Source organism: Actinoplanes sp. NPDC049598 (genome assembly GCF_040675435.1).
GTDB lineage: Bacteria > Actinomycetota > Actinomycetes > Mycobacteriales > Micromonosporaceae > Actinoplanes.
The window spans coordinates 14,687-39,823 of record NZ_JBFAOX010000008.1; the positions used below are offsets into that span (position 1 = coordinate 14,687).

Sequence of the window (25,137 nt, forward strand, 5' to 3'; positions counted from 1 at the left end):
TCGTGCGCTACCACTCCTCGGTCCTCGACCTCATCGGCGACACACCGCTGATCCAGCTCGGCTCGGTCACGCGGCCCGGCGGCCCCCTCGTGCTGGCCAAAGTGGAGTACTTCAACCCCGGCGGGTCGGTCAAGGACCGGATCGCCCCGGCGCTGATCCAGGCGGCGGAGGAGGCCGGCGAGCTCAAGCCGGGCGGCACCATCGTCGAGCCGACCAGCGGCAACACCGGCGTCGGCCTGGCCCTGGTGGCTCAGCGCCGCGGCTACCGCTGCGTCTTCGTCTGCCCCGACAAGGTCAGCATCGACAAGATCAACGTCTTGACGGCGTACGGGGCGGAGGTGGTGACCTGCCCGACCGCGGTGCCGCCGGAACACCCCGACTCCTACTACAACGTCTCGGACCGGCTGGTACGCGAGATCGCCGACGCCTGGAAACCGGATCAGTACGCCAACCCGAACAACCCGCGGGCCCACTACGAGGGCACCGGGCCCGAGCTCTGGAGCCAGACCGACGGGCGGATCACCCACTTCGTCGCCGGTGTGGGCACCGGCGGCACCGTCAGCGGCACCGGGCGGTTCCTCAAGGAGCACTCCGGGGGACGCGTACGGGTGATCGGCGCCGATCCCGAGGGCTCGGTCTACTCCGGCGGCGACGGACGGCCCTACCTGGTGGAAGGGGTGGGGGAGGACTTCTGGCCGCCGGCGCTCGACCGCTCGGTGCTCGACGAGGTCATCGCGGTCAGCGACGGCGACTCCTTCGCCATGACCCGCCGCCTCGCCCGTGAGGAAGGCCTGCTGGTCGGCGGCTCGTCGGGCATGGCGGTCGTCGCGGCGCTGCGGGTCGCCGAGCGGGCCGGCCCGGACGACGTCATCGTGGTGCTGCTGCCGGACGGCGGCCGCGGATATCTGTCGAAGGTCTTCAACAACGACTGGATCTCGGCGCACGGCTTCGAGGTGCCGACCGGCGAGGCGACCTCGGCCGGGGATCTGCTGCGGGCCAAGGGTGCGGCCGCGCAGGACATGGTGTGGGCGTTCCCCGACCACTCCCTGAGCCAGGTCATCGCGTCCATGCGGGCCGGCGGGGTCTCCCACCTGCCGGTGTTCCGGCAGCCGCCGCCGGTCATGGCGGCCGAGGTCGCCGGCGCCGTCCACGAGGACGAACTGCTCGACGCGATCGTCTCGGGCGCGGCCGCCCCGGACGACCTGGTCCGCGACCACCTCGCCGCCCCGTTGCCGATCGTGGGGATCCGTGAGCCGGTCGGCGCGGTCGTCTCGGCCCTGGGCCGGGTCGGGGCGGTGCTCGTCCTGAGCGACGGGCGCCCGTGCGGCGTTCTCACCCGCCACGACGTGCTCGGCCACCTCGTCACCCGTTAGGCGATCTCCCCGTAGCCCACCGAAAGGGGCCATCATGGCTGTGCCCGACCCGGGCCGGCACCGCGTCTCGCATCTGGATGCCCTCGAAGCCGAGGCGATCTTCGTGATGCGTGAGGTCATGGCCGAGTTCGAGCGTCCCGTGCTGCTGTTCTCGGGGGGCAAGGACTCGATCGTGATGCTGCGCCTGGCCGAGAAGGCGTTCGCCCCGGCCCGGATGCCGTTCCCGGTCATGCACGTCGACACCGGGCACAACTTCGGTGAGGTGCTCGACTATCGCGACAGGCGGGTCGCTGCCCTGGGACTGAACCTGGTCGTGGCCAGCGTGCCCGAGGCCATCGACTCCGGCCTCGTCCGGGAGCCGCCAGACGGCAGCCGTAACCGCATCCAGACCCCGGTGCTGCTGGCCGCGGTCGAGAAGTACCGCTTCGACGCGCTGTTCGGCGGCGCTCGGCGCGATGAGGAGAAGGCGCGCGCCAAGGAGCGCATGTTCAGCTTCCGCGACGAGTTCGGCCAGTGGGATCCGAAGAATCAGCGTCCCGAGCTGTGGGCGCTGTACAACGGGCGGCACCACCCCGGCGAGTCGATCCGGGTCTTCCCGCTGTCCAACTGGACCGAGCTGGATGTCTGGCACTACATCGCCAAGGAGCGGATCCCGCTGCCGAGCATCTACTACGCCCACGACCGTGAGGTCGTCGAGCGTGGCGGGATGTTCTACGCGGTGAACGAGTTCATCCAGCTCCGCGATGGTGAGACGTCGGAGGTGCGCCGGGTGCGGTACCGGACGGTGGGTGACGCCTCGCAGACCGCGGCGGTGCTCTCCGAGGCCGACACGGTGGAGAAGGTGATCGACGAGGTCGCCGCGACCCGGATCACCGAGCGCGGCGCGACCCGTGGTGACGACAAGGTCAGCGAGGCCGCGATGGAAGACCGCAAGCGGGAAGGTTACTTCTGACAGGAGACGGCATGTCCAACATCGCGCCGGTACCGGTCCTGATCGTCACCCACGGGCCGCACAGCCGGCCCCTGGTCGACGCGCTCACCCGGTTCCGGCCGGCCGGCGGGGCCGAACTGGAGATCTCCGCGATCCACTCGGTGGCGCCGGACCGCATGGACCCGGGCGTACGGGCCCTGGCCCGGCAGACGATCCAGCGCACCCGCCCGCCGGTGGTCGTCGAGGCCGTCGACGACCCGGTGATCTCGGCCGACCTGGCGGTCCACGCCATCCGCCACGGCGCCTCGGTCGTGACGATGTCGGCGACGCTGATCAGCGGCGCCCAGCGTCTGCACCAGCTCGCCGCGGACCACGGGGTCGGCTTCTACACCGAGGCGGCGCTGCAGTTCGACCTGCCGATCGGCGCTCTCCTGCGCACGTCGCTGCCGGGCGACCACCTCCGGTCGGTCAACGCGTTCCTGCCCCGGGCGCCGATGGACGAGGCGGCGATGACGGCCCTGACCCATCGGGCGGCGGCACTGGCCACGACGGCGTTCCGGTGGCCCACGGCGGGGCGGGACGTGACCGTGGAGGAGTCGCCCGACCCGCCGGGCGACCTGCGGCCGGCCTGGGAACGGCGTCTCGTGCTCGGCGTCACCCGTACCGCCGGGACCCTGCACACCGAGGTCTTCCACGCCCTGCTGCCGCCGACCCACCCGATCGCGGCGGCCCGGGTGCGATCGGGCTTCATGGTGGAGGCGGCCGCGGCCGGGACGCTCGTCTTCACCTGCTCCCACCGCAGCTCGTCGATCAATGAAGCGGCCCTGCACAGCGATCTCGAGATGGCGACCCGCGCGGCTGTAGGCCCCCAGCCGCCGGCCGGGACTGTCCGGCTCGAGGGCGCCCTCCCGGCTCGCCGGTCCCCGGTCCCCTACCTCGTCAGCTGCGCGACCGTGCGCCCAGCCGACGTCCACGCCGTCATCACCGCCCTCGACCACCCCGACACGGCCATCCGGGAACTGGAGAACGACAAGAGAAGTCTGCGCATGGTGGTGCACGCGCCATCGCGCCACAGGATCCACACCGCCCTCGAGCCGCTCGCCGCCGACCGGGTCGACATCGAACGCCTCCAAGTCACCGGGGCCGGCGCCCCCTCGACCTGGTTGAGCCTGTGACCGCGCCGGCCCTGGACGTGATCAGCACCCGGCCCGTGCTGGTGGCCGTGCCGCCGCGCACCCTGCTGGTCATCGAGGGCACCGGCGAGCGCCACGGCGCCCACTTCCGGGCCGCGGCCAAGGCGTTGTACACGGTCTCGTCCGCGGTGCGCCGTGCGCTGGCCGCCCGCCACTCCCTGCCGCCGCCCGAGGGAAGGTGGCCGAGCGCCGGCACGGAGCAGCGCTGGCATCTGATGATGGCGCAGCCGCCCCAGCTCACGGCCCGGCTGCTTGAGGACGCGGCCACCGGCCAGGGCGTGAGCCTGCCCGCCGGGCTGCGGCTGCAGCATCACGCGGGTGGGCTGTGCGTACAGACGCTGCACGTGGGGCCGTACCGGCAGGTCCACGCGACGGTCGACCGGATGCGCGACCACATGCGGCGCTGCGGCTACGAGGACAGCGGCGACCACCACGAAATCTACCTGTCCAATCCGAACCGAACCGCCCCGGACAAACTCCGGACGGTGGTCCGCCACCCCGTCCGGCCCGATCGGCGGGCCTGTCATTGATCGGCGCACACGCGGTTGGGACATGCAACCTGATCAGCCGCCCATCGGGCTCGGGGCCAGCGTGCGGCTATCAGTCATCACCTGCCACGAACGACCGTCATCCATGGTCGCGGCGCATGATCTGTGGGACGGACGCAGCTCAGGGTCCGGGTCTCGTAACAGCCTGGTCGTGCATGACGGTGTGGATGCGGTCGAGGAGTTCGTGGCTGGTGAAGGGCTTCTCGATGATGAGGACGCCGTCGGGCAGGGTGCCGTTCTCGGTCAGTACCGGTTGGGCGTAACCGGACATGAACAGCACCGGGGTGCCGGGCCGGATGGCTTGGATGCGGGCGGCGACCTCGTTGCCGAACATCTTGGGCATGATGACGTCGGACAGCAGCAGGTCGATCGTTCCGGGATGGGTCTGGGCGATGTGGATGGCCTGTTCGCCGCCGGCCGCCGGCAGGACGTCGTAGCCGGAGCGGGTCAGGATGCGGTGGGCCACCTGGCGCAGGGCGTCCTCGTCCTCGACCAGGAGGATGGTTCCACCCGGGGACGACCCGGGTTGGGGGGTGCCTGCCGGGACAGCGGTGGCGGCGCCGGCGGTCACCTTGGCGGTGGGCAGCAGGATGGTGACGGTCGTGCCGATGCCGGCCTCGGAGTAGAGGCTGACGTCGCCGCCGGCCGAGGTGACGATGCCGTAGATGGTGGCCAGGCCCAGTCCCGTACCGGAGCCTCGGGGTTTGGTGGTGTAGAAGGGTTCGAAAGCGTGCTCCATGACCTCGGGGGTCATGCCGGTGCCGGTGTCGGAGACGCGCAGGCGCACATAACTTCCCTCGGCCAGCGGGGTGGCGGCGGTGTCGTCGCGGTCGAGGTCGACGTTGCTCGTGTCGATGGACAAGGTGCCGCCGCCGGGCATGGCGTCGCGGGCGTTCACGGCCAGATTGACCAGGATCTGCTCGATCTGGCTGGCGTCGGCGAAGACCGGGCGCAGCGCGGGATCGAGCTGGGCGCTCAGCTGGATGTGCTCGCCCAGGGTGCGGCGCAGCATCTGCTCGATGTCGCCGATGACGCGGTTGAGGTCGAGGACCTCGGCCTGGGTGATGTCGCGCCGCCCGAAGGCCAGAAGCTGCTTGGTGAGGCGGGCGGCGCGTTCGGCGGCCCGGCTGATCTGCCCGAGGTCGTCGCGGGCGGCGGCGATGTCGTCCGGTCCGGGATCACCGGTGGCCAGGGTGTCCTGGATCAGCTCGGAGTAGTTGCTGATGACGGCGAGGATGTTGTTGAAGTCGTGCGCCACGCCGCCAGCGAGTTCGCCGAGGCTTTCCAGCCGGCGGGCGTGCTGGGCCCGGCGTTCGGCGGCGTCGCGTTCCGCCTGGGCGATGAGGCGTTCCCGTTCGCGCTGGGCGATGAGCCGGTCGCTGACGTCGCGGATGGCGGCGGAGACGATCACGCCGTGGTCGGTCTCGAGCGCGGAGAGGCTGATCTCCACCGGGAACTCGCTGCCGTCCTTGCGGCGGGCGCTCAGGGCGAGCCCGCCGCCCATCGGGCGACGTTTGGGATGGGAGAAGTACCGGTCGCGGTGGCCCGGGTGCGGTTCACGGAACCGGTCCGGCACGAGAAGCTCGACCGGCTGGCCGAGCAGCTCCTCGCGCCGATAGCCGAACAGGTGCTCGGCGTGCGCGTTGATCAAGTTGATCGTCCCGTCGGCGGTGACGGCGACGATGGCGTCGGGTGCGGCGTCGAGCAGGCTCATGAACATCGACTCGGCCTGCTCGGTGCGGCTGGGGCTGCGCACCACCGGCATCATCGGCACGGTTGCGGCACGCCCGGAGAGCAGCTCGCCGAACAGCTGGGTCGCCGCGTCCAGGCTGCGCAGATGCCGGGCGGTCCAGTGCGATTCGCGGCGCGCCGCGACGGCCAGCACGGCGATCACCCGGCCGTCCGGATCCCGTACGGGAAAGCCGCAGTAAGCCTTGATCCCGCAATCACGCACGGGCGCCGTCTCGGCGTGGCGGGGGTCGCTACCGACGTCGTCGACGATCATCGGCAGACCGGTCCGGACGACTTCGGCGGCCAGGGAACCGGACAGGGGCATCTCGTCGCCCGGGACCACCGTGTCGGCCCCATGGCAGCTCAGCACGATCCGCGTGTTGCCCGTGATCAGATAGGCCACCACGATCGGCGCTTCGGTGGCCTGGGCGACCACCGCCACGAGCTGATCGGCTGCAGTTGGTCCGGGGCCGGGTGTTCGTGCCCCTATGCGCTCGTGTGTCCCGATGTCGTCGCGCATGCGAACCCCCGCTGCCCACGCTGAACCACTGTCACAAGAAAGACTGGCACTCCGTTTCCGGGTGTTCCTCCGGTTGGCGAAAAATGGATAGGTGTGTTTTTTGCGGGAGAGCCCGGACAAGGTCGGTGGGCATCCGGGCCCGTTCGCGACGGTCTGCTCGGCCGGGGTGGGGCCGCGTCGCGGTCCCACCCCGGGGAGTCACTTCAAGCCGAAGGCACGGGTGATGCGCTGTTCGACGGTGTTGCCCCTGCTGTCCGAGGCGGTCGTGCGCATCGTGATGAACGCCGCCTTGTGCGGAGCGTCGAGCTTGGCCCGCCAGACGCCCCCTTCCTGCCGCAGGCCGGTGTGCTGCCAGGTCCTGCCGTCGTCGTAGGAGACGTCGACCGTGACTTTGCGGACGGTTCCGGCACCCACGACCCCGGGCAGGGTCGTGGGGGTCACCTCCAGAACGGCGTGCCGGTCGGCCTTCCCGGCCGGGTCGGTTGTGACCGCGTAGTCGAGCTGGATCAGCGCCGGCTTCTCGTCCTGGCCGGACTTGGCCGGACCCGAGGTGAAGCCCCATTCGGTGCGGGTGCTCGTCGAGTACGGTCCGGCGCCTTCGCCCCGGCTGTTCTCGGACACCAAACGGTACGGCCGGCGTTCTGGGGCCAGGGTGAGATAGAGCCCGCCGTTGTCGTCGTCGCTGCGGCCGATCAGGTCGTCGCCCTGATACAGCCGCAGCGACTGCTGAGCCGTACCCCACGCCATGGCGCCCATGTGCGCGGCGCCGGAGTCGCCCCAGCCGGGAACGGACACCTGGAACGTGTCGTCGCTGTGCCGGACCACCGTGTCGGAGACGCTGGTCAGACGCGGCCGCTGCACCGGGCTGAACCACGTCTCCGAGGCTTTGTCCCCGGCGCGATAGGTCATCCACTCCGACTGCTGGCTGATCAGATTGGGGATCTGGACCTGGGTGGACCAGGGGATCCCCGCGGTGACCCATTCGGTCCGCTCGCCCTGCGCCGGAGCCGGCGCCGGCGTGAGCGACGTCGTGGTGCTGCCGGGACCGCGACTGCCGCGCGTTTGCAGAACGCGGTCCGAACGCCAGTTGCGATAGGACGCCGTGATACGGGCCAGGTTGGACTTGTCCGCCCGGTAGGTCAGGTCGGCCGGCAGACCTCCCTGATAGTCGTGCTGCAGGTCGTAGACGTAGGTCGCGGCCGGGTTCGACGTCACGTCCAGCTTGACCCGCCGTTGCCGCTCGATCCGGCTGATCAGCTGGTTTCCCTGGTCGTGCGAGAGTGTGACCACGGTGACCGGCGGCGGGTCGACGGGTCCCCATTCCGAGGTCGTCCACGGCGCGAGCCGGCCGACTCCGTCGTTGACGACCACCACCATGCGGGCACCCGCTGCGGCCGCGGCCGCCACCTCGTCCTCGATCTTCTTCGCGGTGTCGTGTCGCACCACAAGGGCTTTGCCGCGGACGTCGCCGCCACCGGGCAGGACGGCGTCGATGTGCGACGAGCCGGCCGGTAGGGGTTGAGCGGGGTGCTGCGCCCGCAGGTCGTCGTAGCCGGCGATCTGCAGGGCCGGCTGGGTGAGACGCCAGCGGGTGCCGAAGGCGAACCCGTCCGTCTTGGTGTTCCCGGTGGGCAGGGCCCAGACACTGTCGTACGAGGCGTCCGGTGCGCTCGTGGCGAACCAGTCGCTGCCGCCGCTGGTCCGGCTCTGCTGACTGAGACCGAAGGTCGCCTCGGTCACGTCGGCGCGCTCGGGGGTGCTGGCCCGCACACGCTTCGCCTTGGCGGCGTCGAGCACCACGGCTCGGTCCCGGTCGAGCTTGAGCCCGTTCGCCGGCATGATGACCGCGCCCTTCGAGTAGGGGCCGTGCGCTCCTTCGACGTCGCCGCTGAACCACGCGGCGTACGTGTCAACCGGCAGGCGCACTGTCGCGGTGCCGGTGGCGTCGACGCTGACGTACTCGAACGTGCCGTTGGCCCCCATCACCGTGAGCGTTCCGGCCAAGGGCTTCCCGCCGCGGTCCTTGGTCGTCACGACGAGCTTGTGCCGCTCGGTCTCCTGCCCGGCCGACATCGTCGTACGCATGGTGACCGGGCCCGCGGTCGCCGTCAGAAAACCGGAGAAAGCCTGGTCGAACGGCATCCCGCCGAACGAGACGGTCACCTTGACCTCGGCGTCGCCGTGCGCGGGAACGGTGAGCTGCGACTGCGAGAGCGCCACCTGCCCGGCCGGGAGACCGTTGAAAGAGGCCGACAGATCGAGCGTCACCGGGGCGTCGCCGAGGTTGGTGTAGTGAACCGGCCGGGTGACCGGGGCGTTCACCGCCGGGGAGGTCCATTCGATGTAGCCGAAGTTGACGCTGCCGGAGCCGAACAGGGTTGCCTTCTCCGCCGCGGCGATGTCGAGGCGGCCGGTGCCACCCGCGTACGCGGTCATGCCCGGCAGTTGCTTGGTGGAGCTCATCAGCAGCTCCTTGAGCTGCTCGCCGGTCAATTCGGGATGCTTGGCGGCCAGCAGCGCGGCGGCGCCGGCGACGTGTGGCGTCGCCATCGAGGTGCCGCTCATGACGAGGTAGGAGCCCTCGCCCTCCGTGGCGTACCGGGAGCGGGCGGCCAGGATCTCGGTGCCGGGGGCGGTGAGGTCGGGTTTGACCGCCCGGTCGCCGAGGCGCGGGCCCATGCTCGAGAAGCCGGCGAGCGCGTCGGTCCTGTCGACCGCGCCGACGCTCAGGGCGGCGTCCGCGGCGGCGGGCGTGCCGATCCCGTACTCGCGTCCCTGGTTGCCGGCCGCGATGACGAACAGCGCTCCGGTCTCGGCGCTGAGCTCGTTGACCGCGAGGCTCATCGGGTCGGTGCCGTCGGTCGGATTGTCACCGAGGCTCAGGTTGATGATCTTGGCGTGCTGGTCGCGCGCCGCCCACTCCATCCCCTCGATGATCCCGGAGTTCTCGCCGTAGTTGTTGTCGCCGAGCACCTTGCCGATGTGCAGCCGGACGCCGGGCGCGACGCCCTTCTCGACACCACCGGAGGCGGCGCCCGAACCCGCGATGGTCGAGGCGACGTGTGTGCCGTGACCCAGCCGGTCCAGGATCGGGAACTCGGGAACGAAGTTCTTCGTGGCGACGATCCGGCCCGCCAGGTCGGGGTGATCCGGGTCGATGCCACTGTCGAGCACCGCGACGTCGACCCCGGCGCCGATGTTGCCGTCGGCCCACGCCTGCGGAGCGCCGATCTGGGCGGTGCTCTCGGCGAGGGCACCCTGCGACTTGCCGTCCAGCCAGATCTTGCTGATACCGCCGCCGAGGGCGGGCGCGGCGCCGGCGACGCGCTTCTGGCCGGTACTCTTCTGGCCGGCTGAGGTGATCGAGGTCCAGAAGTCGTCCGACCGCTCGGCCCTGAGCGCGGCGCCCTGGATGCTCTCGAGGTCGAGGACCTTCTCGGCGCTGTCCAGCGTCGCGGAGGACTTGGCCCGAGCGGACTTGTCGGCGTAGCGGACGATCAGCGGGAGCCGGTCGCTGTGCGCGTCGTCGTAACCGTCCTCGACGAGCTCGGTCAGGTTGAACAGCTGCTTGTCGAGGAGGCCGGCCGAGACGTACGGCAGGGCCGAGTCGGGATAGACGAAGCTGTCCTTGCCTTGGCGCTGTGCGAGGAAGGCGACCGGCCGGCCGTGCTCGTCACGTACCTGAGGGCTGACAGCTCCGTCGGCGGTCATGGTGACGGTGACCTTCTCGCCGGTGAGAAGAGTGACCGTTGCCGTCGGTCCGGCGCTCGGTGGGACGGCGGTCGAGGCGCCGGCCGGAGCCGCCGGGGCCAGAGCGAACGGGACCACGCACAGGGCGATGAGTCCTGCCTCGCGTAAACGCGACAATGGCACCAGAGGCCTCGCAAAGGGTCGATGGGAGCGATCCCAAGCAATATGAGGACCATCTATTACATTGCCGCGACAGCTTCATTACGGCGAAGCCCCACTACAGCCTGCGACGCTGACCGGCCGCCGGTGTTGCCGGTAGCGGGCGGCTTTCGGTGCGCCGCGGCTGGAGCGGGCAACTTCGCCGTGCTCAGCCGAGCAGGCCGGCGACCCAGCGCCGGGCACGGGAGAAGACGCGGGACGGGCTGGCTGCCCGTCCCGCGTGGGGGCGTGACGCCCCGGCTCAGGACAGGGTCTGGGTGATGCGGCCGACGCCACCGGTGAGAACGGCGGTGGCCTGCGCCCCGTTGACGAACGGCATGGCGGGTGGGACATGCCCGCACTCGACGTCGGTGATGATCGGCACGCCCAGCGATCCCAGCGCGTCCAGCACGGCCTCGTCCTGGGTCATGGTCGGAAGCGAGGGGCCGGCGGTGCGCCCGATGAGGATGCCGTTGGCGCGTTCGAAGAACCCGGCCAGGCGCATGCCGTGCAGGGTCCGGCAGGTCTCGTCCGCCGCGGCGGCGGCCGCCTCGATGTAGATCAGCAGGCCTTCGGGGGCGTAGCGGCCGGCGAAGGTGCTGGTGTCCCCGTATTTGCTGCCGGCCAGGGTGCCCATGTGCTCGAGGCAGCCCCCGATGAGCCGGCCGGCCAGACGGACCTCGTCGGCCTGGCGATTGATCAGGCGCCAGGAACCGGCCGCCTCGTATTCGCGGGTCGTGGCCTCGGGCCGGTCCGACCACTCGAGTGGGCCGGCGCCGTTGTGATGGCGTCCGGGCGAGGTCTGGGTGAAGGTGGCTCCGGCCGGTAGCTCGGCGACGTCCAGCCAGTGCTTGAGGCCGGGCGCGGGTTCGTACGGGGTTTCCAGCAGGTTCGATCCGTGCATCGTGGCGATGCCGGTGAGCAGGGTGAGCGGAACCATGATGGTCGAGAGGTCGGAGTAGCCGCAGAGCCAGGTCGGCTCCGCCTCACTGACCGCGTCCCAGTCCATCCCGTCCAGAAGGTCGATGGCGACTCGGCCGCCCCGGGGCGGGACGACAGCCCGGATCTCCGGGTCGAGCAGCATGGCGGTCAGTTCGGCGCGCCGTTCGGCGCGCGGGGCGCTGACGAGTCCGTCGCCGTTCATGCAGCTTCCGACAATGACGTCGTAGCCCCGCTTTCCCAGCGTCTCGACGGCGAAATCAGTCCGGGGGCGCAGGGCCGCGTTGACGCCGCCGGACGGCGCGGTCACGCCGATACGGTCGCCGGGGCGCAGAGAGTGGGGAAAGCGGAGATCGAACATGTCATGAACCTGGTTTCTCCAGTGCCGATGCGGCGAGATGAGTTCGGGCGTCGAGTTGCACCGGCGTAACAGTCTTGAGGCTGTGCAGCTGGTTGCCGTAGAAGATCAGAGGTGTGTGGGCGGGCGAGCGGTGCAGGGAATGGACTCGCAGGAGCGTCAGCATGTGGTCGCCGGCGTCGACCTCGGTCTGGATGCTGACTTGGAAGGCCGTGGTGACCCGGTCGAGGAGGACGGCTCCACGGTCTGTCGCGCTCCAATCGACTCCGTCGAATCGTGTGGCTGCCGGTCGCGAAAGTCGCGCGAAGTCGTCTTTGTGGTGTTCGTCAAGCACGCTGACGCCCCATTGTGGTGAGCGGCGCAGGAGCGGCCAGGTCGTTGAGGTACGCGCGAAACTGAGCGCGGCCAGCGGCGGATCCAGCGAAACGGAGCTGAATGAGTTCGCCAGCATGCCGACCGGGCGTCCGTCGACGAGCGCGGCGACCACGGTGATGCCGGTGGGAAAGCCCGCGAATGCCTGGCGCAGTTGCTGGGCAGCCACCGGCGTGAGGGCTGCTTCCGGAGCCGGCTGGGAAACGGACGCGTTCAATTCTGTGCTGCCACTCATGTTGATAGCCTCGAATCTCCTTCCGAGTTAAGCGACGGCTTTGTCGGTACGCAGCGCTCAGGCGTGCGGGAGGAACCATCGAGTGGGCATGGAAACCACCTCGGAGACCTCGACGTCATGTCCGCGGGCGACCCGCGCCCAGCAGGTGCGAGCCGTTCAGGTTGATCCGCGTCGTGATCGCTCTAAATGAACGGCACCGCCGGGGGTTCGCCGAGCAGGATGCGGCCGCGCAACGCGAACTGAGCGGCCGACAGGTTGGCGGATTGGGCGGCCGCCATGCCGTCACGGAAGATACGGCCCAGGCGGCTTGGGGTGTACAGCGGGTCCGAGCCGCCGGCGGTGTACATCGCGGTCAGCACGGTGCGGGCCGTCTCAGCGACGTGAGCGATGGAGCCGCGAAGGGCCGCCCTCAGCTCATCGGTGGGCTCGTCCTGCGCCGCCAGCTCGGTGACGGACGCCAGCAGCAGGCCCCGGGCAGCGGCGACCTGGACGGTGGCGCGGCCAAGCGCATCCTGGACGGCCTCCGTGGCGGCCAGAGTCCCTCCCGACATGGTGGTCTTGGTCGTGGCCAGGGCCGCCAGTTCGTCGACGGCGCCTTGCGCCATGCCGATCAGGACCGCCGCGCCGCCGGGATAGAGCAGGTGCACCGTCGGCAGGCGGTAGGCGGGCCGGTCGGCGAACCGGTTCGGGGTGGCGAAGGAGAAGACACTGTCCTGCGGCACGAACACCTCCTCGGCGACGACCGCGTTACTGTCCGACGCTCGCATTCCGACGACGTCCCAGGTGTCCTGCACGGTCACCGACGATCTTGGGATCAAGCAGAAGTACCGGCCGGCGTCCCGCCCCGGGCCGGCCGGCTCGGTCAGCATCCCGGCGAGCAGGAACCACTCCGCCAGGTGGGCCCCGCTGACGATCTTCCAGCGGCCGCTCAGCGTGAAGCCGCCGTCCGCGGCGATCAGCCGGCCGGGCTGGCCGGAGTGGGCGATCACCGGGTCACGGCCCGGCGCCCACACCTCGCGGACCCGGGACTCGGGGAGCAGGCCGGAGATGAAGCCCATGTTGAGGTTCCACAGGATCCAGGCGGTAGGACCGTCGATGCGGGCGACCCTGCTCAGCACGTCGAGGACCTCGGCCGTGGAGGCCTCGAAGCCGCCGAGCTCGCGTGGTGTGGTGAGGCGGAAGGCGCCATGGGCGATGAGCTCGCGGACCAGCTCCTCGGGCAGACGGCCGAGCGCCTCGGCCTCGTCGCGGTACTTCTCGATCGCCGGCCGCAGCAGCTCCGGCATCTCCTGCATGGTGGTCATGTCACTCCTTGTCGCCGGCCCGGGATACGGACACGTTCACGACCAAGATGCGGCGGCGCACCGGCACGTGCGTTCTCGGGTCGGTGAGCCGCACCACATGGGCCGTTGTCGTGGCGCAAACAGCCGAGACGCGACGTGAGGGCCGCAGTCATTCCTGATGACGCTGCCGCGGCCGAAGGACCACCCGCACGGCATGAGTCACGGCGTGTCTCTGACGGCGGTTCCGCGTTGCGGAGCCGCCGTCAGGCGCTGGAATTACTCGGATTCGCCTTCACCGCGGGCATAGCCGCCATTTACAACAACGAGACCGATCGGAGTGTGCAACTGGACCCTGCCTCCCGGACCGGTTGGACCTTCGCGCCCGACGCCCGCCAGATCCGGCAGTTCGCCTACTGGCCCGGACCCGGTCGTGGGGAGCGGCAGGTTGCCGTTCCCCACGACCCGTCCGTCAGTAACCGATCTGGGTCGCGGCCACGTCCCGCATCGCGGTGGCCGTGGTGGCGTTGAGGTACTGGTTGCTCAGCGTGCGCGGGGACTCGTGGAACAGGATGCCGTAGAGGGTGACCGCGTCCAGGTAGATCGCGGTGTCGTTCGGGTGCTTGCCGTCCGGGACGATCAGGTACGACGTCCCGTTGGTGGCGATCACCTTCTCGAACTCGTCACTGATCGGGGCGACCACGTTCGGCGTGGTCAGGGCCGCGGACAGGGCGGCGTAGTTGGTGTTGATCGCCGAGACGGCGGCCGTCCGGGTGGCGAACGGGGCCGGGTCACGCAGGGCCCAGTTCTTGAACAGCACCACCTTGCCGCCCGGCTTGAGCGTCCGGGCGAAGGCCGGCGCGTACGTCCCGAGCAGCGCCGATGTGGCCGCGGACGGGTTGGTGGCAACCAGCGTGCTGTATTCCTGCAGCAGGATGTAGTCGTACTTGGTGGCCCCGCTCAGTGCCGCGGTCACCTCGCCGGCGTCGTAGGTCTGCTGCAGCGTGTTGCCGAAGTGGATCACCTCGGTCGTGCGGACCGTCCGTCCGGCCGCTGCAGCCAGCGTCCGTACCAGGCTCGGGGTGTCCTGGCCGGTGGCGGCGGTGGCGGTGCCGATCAGGCTGTTGCCGACGTAGAGGACGTCGAGGGTGGGCGCGGCAACAGCCGTGGCCGAAACGGTAAAGCGGATCGTGACGGGAGCCCCGGCCTTCGAGCCCCCGGCATCCGCCGCGGAATACGCCTGCACGGTCAGCGTGTAGCTGTCCGGGGTGGCCAGCAAGGGGCAGTCCACGTAGTCGTTGCAGAGGAAATAGGGCGCGGTGCTCTCCGTACGGGAAAGGGTTGTGCCTTTGGCCCCGGTGAGCTGGAAGGTGACACTGCCGGCGGTGGCACCGGCCGCGAGAGTGGCCTGGAGGCTGAGGTTCCTGTTGGCCAGTTTGGTGAGGTCGACCACCGAGCCGTCGACAAGCGGGCTCAGCCCCAGGATCGGCTGGTGGGTGACGTTGTTGACGAGCGCGAGGGCGCCGATGCCGGTCTGCGCCGGAGCCGAGCCGGCGCCGCCGTAGACCTGTAGTTCCCAGAACGAATACCCGTACGTGGCGAGCGCCCGTGTGGTGAGCAGAACCTTCACGTAGCGGGCGGTGCCGGTGACGGTGATGTCCTGCTGACCGCCGGCGCTGGTGGTGGTCGAGTAGGCGGTGCTGTAACTGACGCCGTCGGTCGACAGCTGAATGCTGAACGCCTTGGCGTACGCCGCTTCCCAGGTGATGGCGACACGGCCGACGGCGGCCGGGGCGCCGAGGTCGACCTGGAACCACTGGGATGCGGCAAAGGCACTGGACCAACGGGTGCCAGTGTTGCCGTCGACAGCCGCGGAGGCCGGCACGGCGGAGCTTTCGCTCGAGGAGGCGGTGACCGGTTTGTTCGATGACAGCAGGGTCTCAGCGGCGTTCGCGTCGGGGGAGGCGACGAACATGAGGGCGCCGAACAACATGCCGGCGGCGAGGGCGGAGAGCCCTCGGCGGGTAGGTCTCATGGGAGCTCCGACGGGGGAGAGGGGACGGGACGAAGAGAGCGCTCTCTGTCAGCAGGCTGATCCGCCGGTTCTCCTCGTGTCAATACCGGCGAAGGGCCGGAGAAAGCGTTTCCCCGTTCAGCCTGGTCACCCTCGGTTCCGGATCGGTGAACAGAATGAACGCAATCGCTGGCGTAGCTCTTCCCGGTAGCCGTTACCGGTGCTCGATCCCTTCCCGTTGGTCATCGAGGCCCCCAGCGGCATCACCGTGATGGCGCTGGAGGCGGCGGGCGCCGGCGTGGTGTCGGCGGCGGTAGTAGCCGGCGAGGCGACGGGCGTCAGGGTCAGCAACGCGGCGAGGAAAACTGCACGGTGCGCTTTGTCATCATCAATAGCTTCAATAGCAGCTCCAAGCGTTTTCGAAGCCGGGTGAATCACAGAAAACAGCGCCAATCCGGATGAACCCGAGCCGGGCTGATCAGTGTCATAAGCGGGCTGTCACGGGTTGACTACCGGGAGATGATCTGGCCTGTTGTCCATCCCTCGTGCTGATCAACTTCCTTCCCGGCGCGGGCGGATCCGATTGAACACTTGTTCGGCTGGGCGTGACGGTCGTCCGGTAAACAAGCGACCAGCAGCCACGATGTCGCCGCGAGGTTCAAATTTGTCCTTTTGCCGAGTGATCATCGAGGGGCGCCGGGCACCCGTGCGCCCTGGTGCCGGGTGAGCTCGCATCCTGCGAGCACCGGCCTGCTGAGAGTGAGCCACATGTCGTACCGCCTTGCCCGGTTCCGAGCCGGTCGCCGGACTTTCGGAACCGCGACGCTCGCCGTCCTGCTCGCCGCCGCGGGCGTCGGCGGGGTGGGTCTGACCGCGGCGTCGGCCGCGACCGACACGACTCCGCCGGGCGTGCCGGGGAGCCTGAAGACCGACTACTTCGGTCAGGTCGGCGTGACGGTCAGCTGGGGCAAGGTCTCGGCCTCGGACACCGCGGGCTACCGCGTCTACCGGTCGACGAGCAAGACCATCGTGGCGGGCACCGATCTGCTGAGCAGCACAGCGGCGCTGACGTTCACCGACACCACGGCCGTCGCGGGCAAGACGTACTACTACGCGGTGGCGGCCGCGGACACGTCGGGGAACCTCTCGAAGCCGTCCAGCCCGGTCACCGTGAAGGCCGTCGACACCGACGCGCCCGACAAGCCGGACAGCCTCAAGCTGGCTGCGTCCGGCGCCGGGATCGCCCTCAGCTGGGGTGCCGTCGACGCCGTACCGGATCTCGCCGGATATGTAGTGGCTCGATCCACCTCGTCGGGCGGCACCTTCAGCCGGCTCACGGCCGGCCCGTACACCGCGACGTCGTTCGTCGACACGACCGCGCCGGCCGGCAGCGCCTCCTATTATCGCGTCACCGCGGTCGATCGCACCGGCAACGCGTCGTCGGCGGCGACCGGCTCGGCGACCCGGCCGGCGAGCGCCAGCACCCCACCACCGGCCCCCACGGGCTTCAAGGCGACCGCGTCCTCCAGCGGTGGCGCCACCCTGACCTGGACCGCGAACGCCGGGACCGGCACCTCCGGGTACGTCGTAGCCCGCGCGACCAGCGCCTCCGGCCCGTACGCGACGCTGACCGCGACCCCGCTGACCGGTACCAGCTACACCGACGCGACGGCGCCGGCCGGCGCCACCGCGTACTACCGGCTCACCGCGGTCAACGCTGCCGGCTCCTCCAGCCCCGCCACGGCCTCGGTGGCCATCGCCAAGGACACCACCCCGCCGGCGAAGCCGTCCGGCCTCAAACTCACCGGCGCCACCGGCGGCATCACGCTGAGCTGGTCGGCCGTCACCGGGGCGCCCGACCTGCGGGGCTACCTGGTCTACCGGGCCGCCACCTCGAGCGGGACCTACACCCAGCTGACCGCGACCCCGCTGACCACCACCACGTACGCCGACACCGCCGCCCCCGCCGGCAGCACCTCCTACTACCGGGTCACCGCCGTCGACTCCAGCGGCAACGCGTCGAGCCCGGCGACCGGCTCGGCCGCCCGGCCGATCGACACGACCGTCGTGCCGCCCACGCCGGCCGGGTTCAAGGCCACCGCCGGCAGCACCGGCGGGGTCGTGCTGACCTGGACCGCGAACGCGACCGGCACCACCACCGGCTACCTGGTGCAGCGCGCGTCGGCGGCGGCCGGGCCGTACACCGTCCTGACCGGAACCGCGCTGACCGGAACCACCTTCACCGACGGTGCCGCGCCGACCGGGGCCACCTCGTACTACCGGCTCGTCGCGGTGAACGCGGCCGGCTCTTCGGCGCCTGCCGCGGCCATGGTCACCCTGCCCGCCGACACCAAGCCGCCGGCCGCGCCGTCGTCGGCCAAGGCCACCGTCGCCGCCGTCGGCATGACCGTGACCTGGGCCGCCAACAAGGAGTCGGACCTGGCCGGCTACACGGTGCAGAAGCGCAACGGCGACGAGGTCTACGTGCCGTTCCTGCCGGCCGCCGGGGCCACCTTCACCGGCACCACGTTCACCGACCCCGCCGTCACCGAGGGAACCCGCGCCTACTACCGGATCCGGGCCGTCGACACCACCGGCAACGTCTCGTCGTACTCGGCGGTGACCGCGGCCAACCCGATGGTCAAGCCGGCCGCCCCGACCGGCCTGAAGGCGACGCCGAGCAGCACCAACGGCATCGCGCTGAGCTGGACGGCGAACAAGGAGACCGATCTCGCCGGCTACAACATCACCCGCTCGTCGAGCAGCGGCGGCAGCTACGTCCTGATCGGCACCCTCCCCGCGGCCAAGGCCGGCGCCGCGCCGGTGTTCACCGACACCAGCGCCCCCAAGGGCGTCGCCCAGTACTACAAGCTGACCGCCCTGGACCTGGTCGGCAACGTCTCGAACACGTCCGCCGCCGCCTCGGCCACCGCCACCACCGACCCGGTGCCGCTGCCGATCGAGTACGCCCACGTCTACGTCTCCCCGGACGGCGCCAACGGCGCCTACCGCACGATCACCGCGGCGCTGGCGTCCGTCCCGGCCACCAACCTGCAGCCCACGATGGTCACGATCGCGCCTGGCACGTATCACGAGACGTTCGAGATCACCGCGCCCAACGTGGTGCTGACCGGCGCCACCGGCGACCCGGCCGACGTGGTCGTCGTCGACGACAAGGCCTCCGGCACGCCCGACCCGGCCGGCGGCACGTACGGCACCGCCGACAGCGCGACCGTCTTCGTGTCCGCCAAGAACGTGACCCTGCGCAACCTCACCGTGGCCAACGCCTTCGACGAGAAGGCCCACCCGGAGATCACCAACCAGCAGGCGGTCGCGTTGCGCGTCGAGGGCGACCGGTTCACCGCCGACCACGTACGGCTGCTCGGCAACCAGGACACCCTGCTCGCCGACACCCCCAAGCCGACCACCCGCTCCCGGCAGTACTACGTCAACAGCTACATCGAGGGCGACGTCGACTACCTGTTCGGCGCGGCCGACGCGGTCTTCGACCGGGTCACCCTGCGCTCGCTCGACCGCGGCAAGTCCGACAACGGCGCGATCACCGCGGCCAGCACCGACAAGGGCAGCAAGTACGGCTTCCTGATCGTCGACAGCAAGGTCGTCAGCTCCGCGCCGGCCGGCACCGTCCACCTGGGCCGGCCCTGGCACCCCAGCGCCGACCCGGACGCGATCGGCTCGGTGAACTTCGTCAACACCTGGCTGCCGGCCGCCGTCGACACCGCCGAGCCCTGGGAGGACATGGCCAGCACCAACTCCAGCGGCGTCAAGGTCAACTTCCGCTGGCAGGACGCCCGGTTCGCCGAGTACGCCAGCACCGGCCCCGGCGCCGGCCTGAACGCCAACCGGCCGCAGCTGACCACCTCGCAGGCCGCCAACGCCACCCCGGCCAAGTACCTGGCCGGCAGCGACGGCTGGAGCCCGATGCTCCCGCCCAGCACCGCCGCGCCGGCCTCGCCGACCGGTCTGGCCGCCGCCACCGACACCCGGGTCGTCCACCTGACCTGGAACGACGACCCCTCGGCGGACGTCATCGGCTGGAACGTCTACCGGGCCGAGGCCGGCACCGGCACGCTCACCAAGATCGCCACGGTGTCGGCCCCCACCTACAGCGACACCACCGTGGCCAACGGCGCCAGCTACTCGTACGCCGTCACCGCGGTCTCCCGCCGCGGGACCGAGTCCCCGGCCACCATCGGCGTCACGGTCACCGTCCAGGCCGCCCCGCTGGTCGCCGACCTGACCGTCGACCCGGCCGCCACTCCGGGCGCGACCACGTTCACCACGCTCACGGCGGCGCTGGCCGCCGCTCCGGCCGGCACCGCGACCGACCCGACCGTGATCTCGGTGGCCAAGGGCACCTACGACGAATACCTAACGGTGGCCAAGCCCTACACGATCATCGTGGGCGCGACCGGCGCCGCCACCGACGTGGTGATCAACGGCAACCGGGCGGCCGGCACCCCGATCCCCGGCGCCCCGGCCAACCCCGACGGCAGCGTCGCCACGTACGGCACGTCCGGCAGCGCGACCGTCGTCGTCACCGGCAACGCCGTGCAGATGCGGGACCTGACCATCCAGAACTCGTACAAGGAGGGCACGTACGCCAACGGGCAGGCCGTCGCCCTGCGCACCGTCGGCGACAAGCTCGTCTTCGACAACGTGCGGCTGCTCGGTAACCAGGACACCCTCTACGCCAACTCGCCGTCGACCACCACCCAGTCGCGGGTCTACTTCCACGACGCGTGGATCGAGGGCGACGTCGACTTCCTGTTCGGCCGGGCCACCGCGGTCTTCGACCACAGCACCCTCAAGGCGCTCGACCACGCCACCTCGCCCAACGGCGCGGTCACCGCGGCCAGCACCGACATCAGCCAGAAGTACGGCTTCCTGATCACCGACAGCCGGATCATCGGCAGCGCCCCCGACGGCTCGCAGAACCTGGGCCGGCCGTGGCAGCCGGGCAAGACCCAGGCCGACGGCACCAGCGTCAAGGACGATAACGCCCTCGGCCAGGTCGTCGTCCGCGACAGCTGGCTCGGCCCGGTGGTCAGCGGCACCGCCACCTGGACCAACATGACCAACAGCGGCGTGGTCACCGACTGGCGCAGCGCCCGGTTCTTCGAGTACGCCAACAGCGGACCCGGCAGTACGGCGAACGCCACCGCCGACCGGCCGCAGCTGACCGACGCGCAGGCGGGGGAGTACACCGCCACCGCGTACCTGGCCGGCACGGACGGCTGGAACCCGGTCGCCGACCGGGCCCCCGACGTCGCCCCGGCCGCGGTCACCGGCCTGGTCGCCGGTGGCGCCGACAAGGCGGTCGACCTGACCTGGAACGACAGCGCCGAGAGCGACGTCGTCGCCTACCGGATCTACCGGGCCGACCAGCTGGTGGCCACCGTCGCCAAGCCGGCCTACACCGACAAGGCCGTCACCAACGGCACCGCGTACACCTACACCGTCGTCGCGGTCGACGCGGCCGGCAACGCCTCCGCCGCGTCCGCGCCGGCCACGGCCACCGCCAACCCGGTGCCGCTGGTCGCCGACCTGACCGTGGCCGCCGACGGCAGCGGCGACTACACCACGCTGCAGGCCGCGGTGAACGCCGCCCCGGCCGGCACCGCCGCCCGGCCCACCGTGATCCTGATCAAGCCGGGCTCCTACCGGCAGGTGGTGACCGTCGCCAAGCCGTACCTGGTGATCGCCGGGAGCTCCGGCGACGCCCGGGACGTGGTGCTCACCTTCGACAACGCCAACGGCACCGCGGCCGGCCCGGCCACCTGCCCGACCGTGACCACCGCGACCTGCGGCACCTCGGGCAGCTTCACCGTCGCCGTCACCGCGGGTAACGTGACCGTCCGGGACCTGACCATCGCCAACACGTTCGACCCGGCGAAGCACCCGGAGATCGGCAACTACAACACGCAGGCCGTGGCGCTGCGGGCCACCGGTGACCGGCAGGTCTACCGCAACGTGCGCCTGCTCGGTGTGCAGGACACCCTGCTCGCCGACTCGGCCGGCGCGATCTCTGCCACCGGCGCCGGCTACGCCCGGCAGTACTACTACGACAGCTTCATCGAGGGCAACGTCGACTTCGTCTTCGGCCGGGCCACCGCGGTCTTCGACCGGGTGACCATCCACGCCACCGCCCACAACGGCGGGACGATCTTCGCGCCCAGCACCGCGTCCAAGAACCCCAACGGCTACCTGGTGACCGGCAGCCGGATCGTCAGCGACAACGACCCGGGCACGTTCGCCCTGGGCCGGCCCTGGGCGGGCTGGGGTGACGGCACCCAGCCGGACAACTCGCGCGGCCAGCTCACCATCCGCGACACCACCATCAACGACGGCATCAGCGCGGCCAAGCCGTGGATCGACTTCGCTCCGCTGACCGCCACCGACGGACGGTTCACCGAGTACCGCAACAGCGGGGCCGGGGCGACCGTCAACGCCAATCGCCCGCAACTGACCGACGCCGAGGCCGGCACCCGTACCGCCGCCGCCTACCTGGCCGGCACCGACGGCTGGAACCCGGTCGCCGACGCCACCCCCGACGTGGCTCCGGCCGCCCCGGCCCGGGTCACCGCCCAGGCCGGCTCCGGGCAGGTCGCGCTGACCTGGGCCGAGAACACCGAGGCCGACGTGACCGGCTACCGGGTGTACCGGGCCACCGGCACCGCTCCGGTGCCACTCGACGCCGACCACCAGGTCGGGGCCACGCTGCTGACCCGGGCCGGCCTGGTCGACACCGGGCTGGCCAACGGCACCGCCTACAGCTACGTGGTGGTGGCCGTGGACGCTGCCGGGCACGTGTCGGCCGCCTCGGCGACCGTGACCGGCACCCCGGCCCTGCACGTCGACGCGACCGTCAAGGCCGACGGCAGCGGCACCTACCCGACCCTGCAGGCCGCCCTCGACGCGGCCCCCGGCACCGCCGGCTGGGTGGTCTCGGTCGGGCCCGGCACCTACGCCGGCCCGATCAGCATCACCAAGTCCACCGTGACCCTGATCGGCTCGACCGGGGACCCGGCCGACGTCGTGATCACCAACGGCAACGCCACCGCCGCGCTGTCGGTCAGCGGCTCGTCGGTGACCGTGCGCGACGTGACGGTGCAGAACACCACGGCCTCCGGGGCCGCCCCGGCGGTGGCCATGAACGGCGACAAGGTGCTGCTGGAGCACGTCGCCCTCAAGGGCAACAACCGGACGGTCTTCGCCGACACGTCCACCTACACCGCCGCGGCCCGACAGATGATCGACAACTCGACGATCGAGGGCACCAGCGACATCGTCCTCGGCCGGGCCACCCTCGTCATCAACAAGACGGCGGTCACGGTCAAGGCGAGCGGCGGCACCGTGCTCACCCCGAGCACCGCGGCCACCTTCCCCGGCATGTTGTTGATCAACAGCACGGTGAGCACGCCCGCCGGCGTCACCGGCGTGCAGCTCGGCCGGCCCTACCGGGCCTGGGGTGACCAGTACACGCCGAACTCGGTCGGCCAGGCGATCGTCCGCGAGACCGCGCTCGGTGGCGGCGTCACCACCGCCAAACCGTGGGGCACCGGTCCGGCGGGCGAGTCGTGGACCCTCGGCCGGCTGGCCGAGTACGCCAACACCGGCGACGGCGCCGGGATCAACGACAACCGGCCCCAGCTCGGCCCGGCCGCCTCGGTGACGGTCACGGCCGCCGCCTGGCTGGGCGCCCCCACCTGGTACCCGGCCGTCCCCGACCCGGCGGCCCCGGCCGACGTGACCGCGCCGGCCACCCCGGCCTCGCTGAGCGCGACCGGCGCCGACGGCTCGGTCACCCTCGCCTGGCCGGCCGGCACCGACGCCGACCTGGCCGGCTACCGGCTCTACCGGGCGGCCGGCACCACGGTCACCGCCGGACCGGCCACCCTGGTCGCGTCCTCGGTCACCGGCACCGGCTACCGCGACACCGGGCTGACCAACGGCACCACCTACACGTACGCGCTGGTGGCCGTCGACAAGGCCGGCAACACCTCGGCGGCGGCGACCGTGCGGGCCACCCCGGCCGACAGCGCGCCGCCGGCCGCACCGGCCGGGCTCAAAGCCGGCGTCGGCGACGGCAGGGCGACGCTGAGCTGGACCGCCAACCGGGAGAGCGACCTGGCCGGCTACAACGTCTATTCGGCCGGCAGCACCACGAAGCTCAACGCGGCGCTGATCACCGGCGCCACCTACACGGTGTCCGGACTCGACAACGGCACCACCTACCGGTACGTGGTCACCGCCGTCTACAGCGCCGGCAACGAGTCGGCCCCCTCCGCGGTGGTCGAGGCGGTTCCCGCACCCGGCGACAGCACCGCTCCCGCCGTACCTACCGGGGCGCGCACCGTCCTCGGCAAGGGGTCGGTGACCGTCACCTGGTCCGCGGTCGGCGACAGCGATCTGGCCGGCTACGACGTCTATCGGTCGGCCGGGGGCGCCGAGCCGATCCGGGTCGCCGGCGGGGTCACCGCGACGTCCTACTCGGACACCACGGTCACGACCGGCACGGCGTACGCGTACACCGTCAAGGCCCTCGACACCGCCGGGAACGTCTCCGACGCCTCCGAGCCCGCCACCGCCACCCCGATCAAGGTGGACGTCGTGGTGGCCGCGGACGGCTCGGGCGACGCGAGCACGGTGGCCGCCGGCATCGCCCTGCTGGCCGACAACGCCGACTACACCACCCAGGGCTACCGGGTCGTACTGATCAAGCCGGGCACCTACACCGGGCCGGTCGCCAGCGGCAACCGGTACGGGGTGACCCTGCTCGGGGCGACGGCTGACCCGTCGGACACGGTCCTGACCGCCGGGGGCACCGGTGCGGTGGCCACGGTGACCCTCGCCGGCAACCAGTGGACGCTGCGCAACCTGACCGTGGCGAACACCAACGGCGCGGCCGCGGCCGGCGCGCAGGCCACGGCGTTGCAGGTCAAGAGCGGCGACAAGGACGTGTTCGCCAACGTCCGGTTCCTCGGCGACAAGCAGACCCTGCTGGTGAGCACGGCCAACGTGACCACCTACAGCCGGCTGTACTTTCGCCGGGCGTACGTCGAGGGCGGCGCCGACATGGTGCTCGGCCGGGCGGTCGCGGTGTTCGACCACAGCACCTTCCACGTGCTGAACCGGCCCGGCGCCAGCCTGACCGACTCGTCGGTCAGCAGCGCCTCCCCGTACGGCTTCCTGATCACCGACAGCACGATCGTCACCGACGGCGCCGCCAACTCGATCTACCTGGGCCGGCCCTACAGCACCCAGGGGCAGGCGCAGGTCGTGGTCCGGGACTCGGTCCTGGGCGCCGGCGTCAACACCGCCCAGCCGTGGAACGGCTGGGACGCCGCCACGCCGTGGACCGCCGGCCGGTTCTTCGAGTACAAGAACACCGGCCCCGGGGCGGCCGTCGTCGACGCCACGACCCGCCCGGCGCTGGCCGAGGCCGACGCGGCGAACTACACGGCGCAGAAGTACCTGGCCGGCGCCGACAACTGGAACCCCACGGCCGGCTGACCGGCGCCGCGAGGCGGTCACCACCATCGCGGTGGTGGCCGCCTTCCGGGTCACGGAAACGACGTCAGCGGGCTTCGAAGCGGGGCGACGACTTGTCGAGGAAGGCCCGCACTCCCGTGGCGAAGTCGTCGGTGTAGGCCGTGAAGCCGCTGGCGATGCTTTCCAGGATGGCGGCCGGGGGCCCCGCCGCCGCGGCGTCGACGAGTTGCTTTGGAGGA

General features: G+C 71.0%; 12 protein-coding genes. 5 read left to right on the forward strand and 7 right to left on the reverse strand.

Annotated features, from left to right (window positions below; all coding sequences use genetic code 11):
• The first annotated feature begins 2 nt into the window (after window positions 1-2).
• From AB0J66_RS19535 to AB0J66_RS19550, 4 genes are read left to right on the forward strand one after another with little or no spacing between them, the layout of a single operon-like run.
• Window positions 3-1,373: a cystathionine beta-synthase gene (locus AB0J66_RS19535; protein WP_364662987.1), complete on the forward strand. Its 1,371-nt coding sequence runs from the start codon at window positions 3-5 to the stop codon at window positions 1,371-1,373.
• 34 nt (window positions 1,374-1,407) lie between these two features.
• The gene (cysD, locus tag AB0J66_RS19540) at window positions 1,408-2,325 is read left to right on the forward strand and encodes a sulfate adenylyltransferase subunit CysD (RefSeq protein WP_364662231.1); all 918 of its coding nucleotides are present in this window, start codon (window positions 1,408-1,410) and stop codon (window positions 2,323-2,325) included.
• An 11-nt stretch (window positions 2,326-2,336) separates the two neighbouring features.
• Complete coding sequence (locus tag AB0J66_RS19545; RefSeq protein ID WP_364662233.1) at window positions 2,337-3,479, forward strand: hypothetical protein; 1,143 nt, start codon at window positions 2,337-2,339, stop codon at window positions 3,477-3,479.
• The gene (locus AB0J66_RS19550; protein ID WP_364662236.1) at window positions 3,476-4,027 is read left to right on the forward strand and encodes a GyrI-like domain-containing protein; all 552 of its coding nucleotides are present in this window, start codon (window positions 3,476-3,478) and stop codon (window positions 4,025-4,027) included. The genes AB0J66_RS19545 and AB0J66_RS19550 overlap by 4 nt, the downstream gene beginning before the upstream one ends.
• Before the next feature lie 139 nt (window positions 4,028-4,166).
• On the opposite strand, the gene AB0J66_RS19555 is transcribed toward AB0J66_RS19550, so the two are convergent.
• From AB0J66_RS19555 to AB0J66_RS19585, 7 genes are all read right to left on the reverse strand, one after another.
• Window positions 4,167-6,296 carry an ATP-binding protein gene (locus AB0J66_RS19555; RefSeq protein WP_364662238.1) on the reverse strand — a complete coding sequence of 710 codons (2,130 nt, stop codon included), beginning with the start codon at window positions 6,294-6,296 and terminating at the stop codon, window positions 4,167-4,169.
• Between the two features lie 198 nt (window positions 6,297-6,494).
• Window positions 6,495-10,124, reverse strand: a complete 3,630-nt coding sequence (locus tag AB0J66_RS19560) for a S8 family serine peptidase (protein ID WP_364662240.1) — start codon at window positions 10,122-10,124, stop codon at window positions 6,495-6,497.
• A gap of 322 nt (window positions 10,125-10,446) precedes the next feature.
• Window positions 10,447-11,484 (reverse strand): S66 peptidase family protein, encoded by a 1,038-nt coding sequence (locus AB0J66_RS19565; RefSeq protein ID WP_364662241.1) that lies wholly within the window; start codon window positions 11,482-11,484, stop codon window positions 10,447-10,449.
• A gap of 1 nt (window position 11,485) precedes the next feature.
• On the reverse strand, window positions 11,486-12,088 hold the full coding sequence (locus AB0J66_RS19570; protein WP_364662244.1) for a flavin reductase family protein: 603 nt from the start codon (window positions 12,086-12,088) through the stop codon (window positions 11,486-11,488).
• A gap of 182 nt (window positions 12,089-12,270) precedes the next feature.
• On the reverse strand, window positions 12,271-13,392 hold the full coding sequence (locus tag AB0J66_RS19575) for an acyl-CoA dehydrogenase family protein (protein ID WP_364662247.1): 1,122 nt from the start codon (window positions 13,390-13,392) through the stop codon (window positions 12,271-12,273).
• Between the two features lie 448 nt (window positions 13,393-13,840).
• Window positions 13,841-15,403: a discoidin domain-containing protein gene (locus AB0J66_RS19580; RefSeq protein ID WP_364662249.1), complete on the reverse strand. Its 1,563-nt coding sequence runs from the start codon at window positions 15,401-15,403 to the stop codon at window positions 13,841-13,843.
• Between the two features lie 126 nt (window positions 15,404-15,529).
• Window positions 15,530-15,835 (reverse strand): hypothetical protein, encoded by a 306-nt coding sequence (locus AB0J66_RS19585; RefSeq protein WP_364662252.1) that lies wholly within the window; start codon window positions 15,833-15,835, stop codon window positions 15,530-15,532.
• 315 nt (window positions 15,836-16,150) lie between these two features.
• On the opposite strand from AB0J66_RS19585, the gene AB0J66_RS19590 reads away from it, so the two are divergent.
• On the forward strand, window positions 16,151-24,919 hold the full coding sequence (locus AB0J66_RS19590) for a pectinesterase family protein (protein WP_364662255.1): 8,769 nt from the start codon (window positions 16,151-16,153) through the stop codon (window positions 24,917-24,919).
• Window positions 24,920-25,137 lie beyond the last annotated feature (218 nt).

Excerpts from the sequence above, each read along its gene's own strand:
- cysD (WP_364662231.1), top strand. The coding sequence starts at position 1,408 with ATGGCTGTGCCCGACCCGGGCCGGCACCGCGTCTCGCATCTGGATGCC.
- AB0J66_RS19545 (WP_364662233.1), top strand. The coding sequence starts at position 2,337 with ATGTCCAACATCGCGCCGGTACCGGTCCTGATCGTCACCCACGGGCCG.
- AB0J66_RS19555 (WP_364662238.1), bottom strand. The coding sequence starts at position 6,296 with ATGCGCGACGACATCGGGACACACGAGCGCATAGGGGCACGAACACCC.
- AB0J66_RS19565 (WP_364662241.1), bottom strand. The coding sequence starts at position 11,484 with ATGTTCGATCTCCGCTTTCCCCACTCTCTGCGCCCCGGCGACCGTATC.
- AB0J66_RS19570 (WP_364662244.1), bottom strand. The coding sequence starts at position 12,088 with ATGAGTGGCAGCACAGAATTGAACGCGTCCGTTTCCCAGCCGGCTCCG.
- AB0J66_RS19575 (WP_364662247.1), bottom strand. The coding sequence starts at position 13,392 with ATGACCACCATGCAGGAGATGCCGGAGCTGCTGCGGCCGGCGATCGAG.
- AB0J66_RS19580 (WP_364662249.1), bottom strand. The coding sequence starts at position 15,403 with ATGAGACCTACCCGCCGAGGGCTCTCCGCCCTCGCCGCCGGCATGTTG.
- AB0J66_RS19590 (WP_364662255.1), top strand. The coding sequence starts at position 16,151 with ATGTCGTACCGCCTTGCCCGGTTCCGAGCCGGTCGCCGGACTTTCGGA.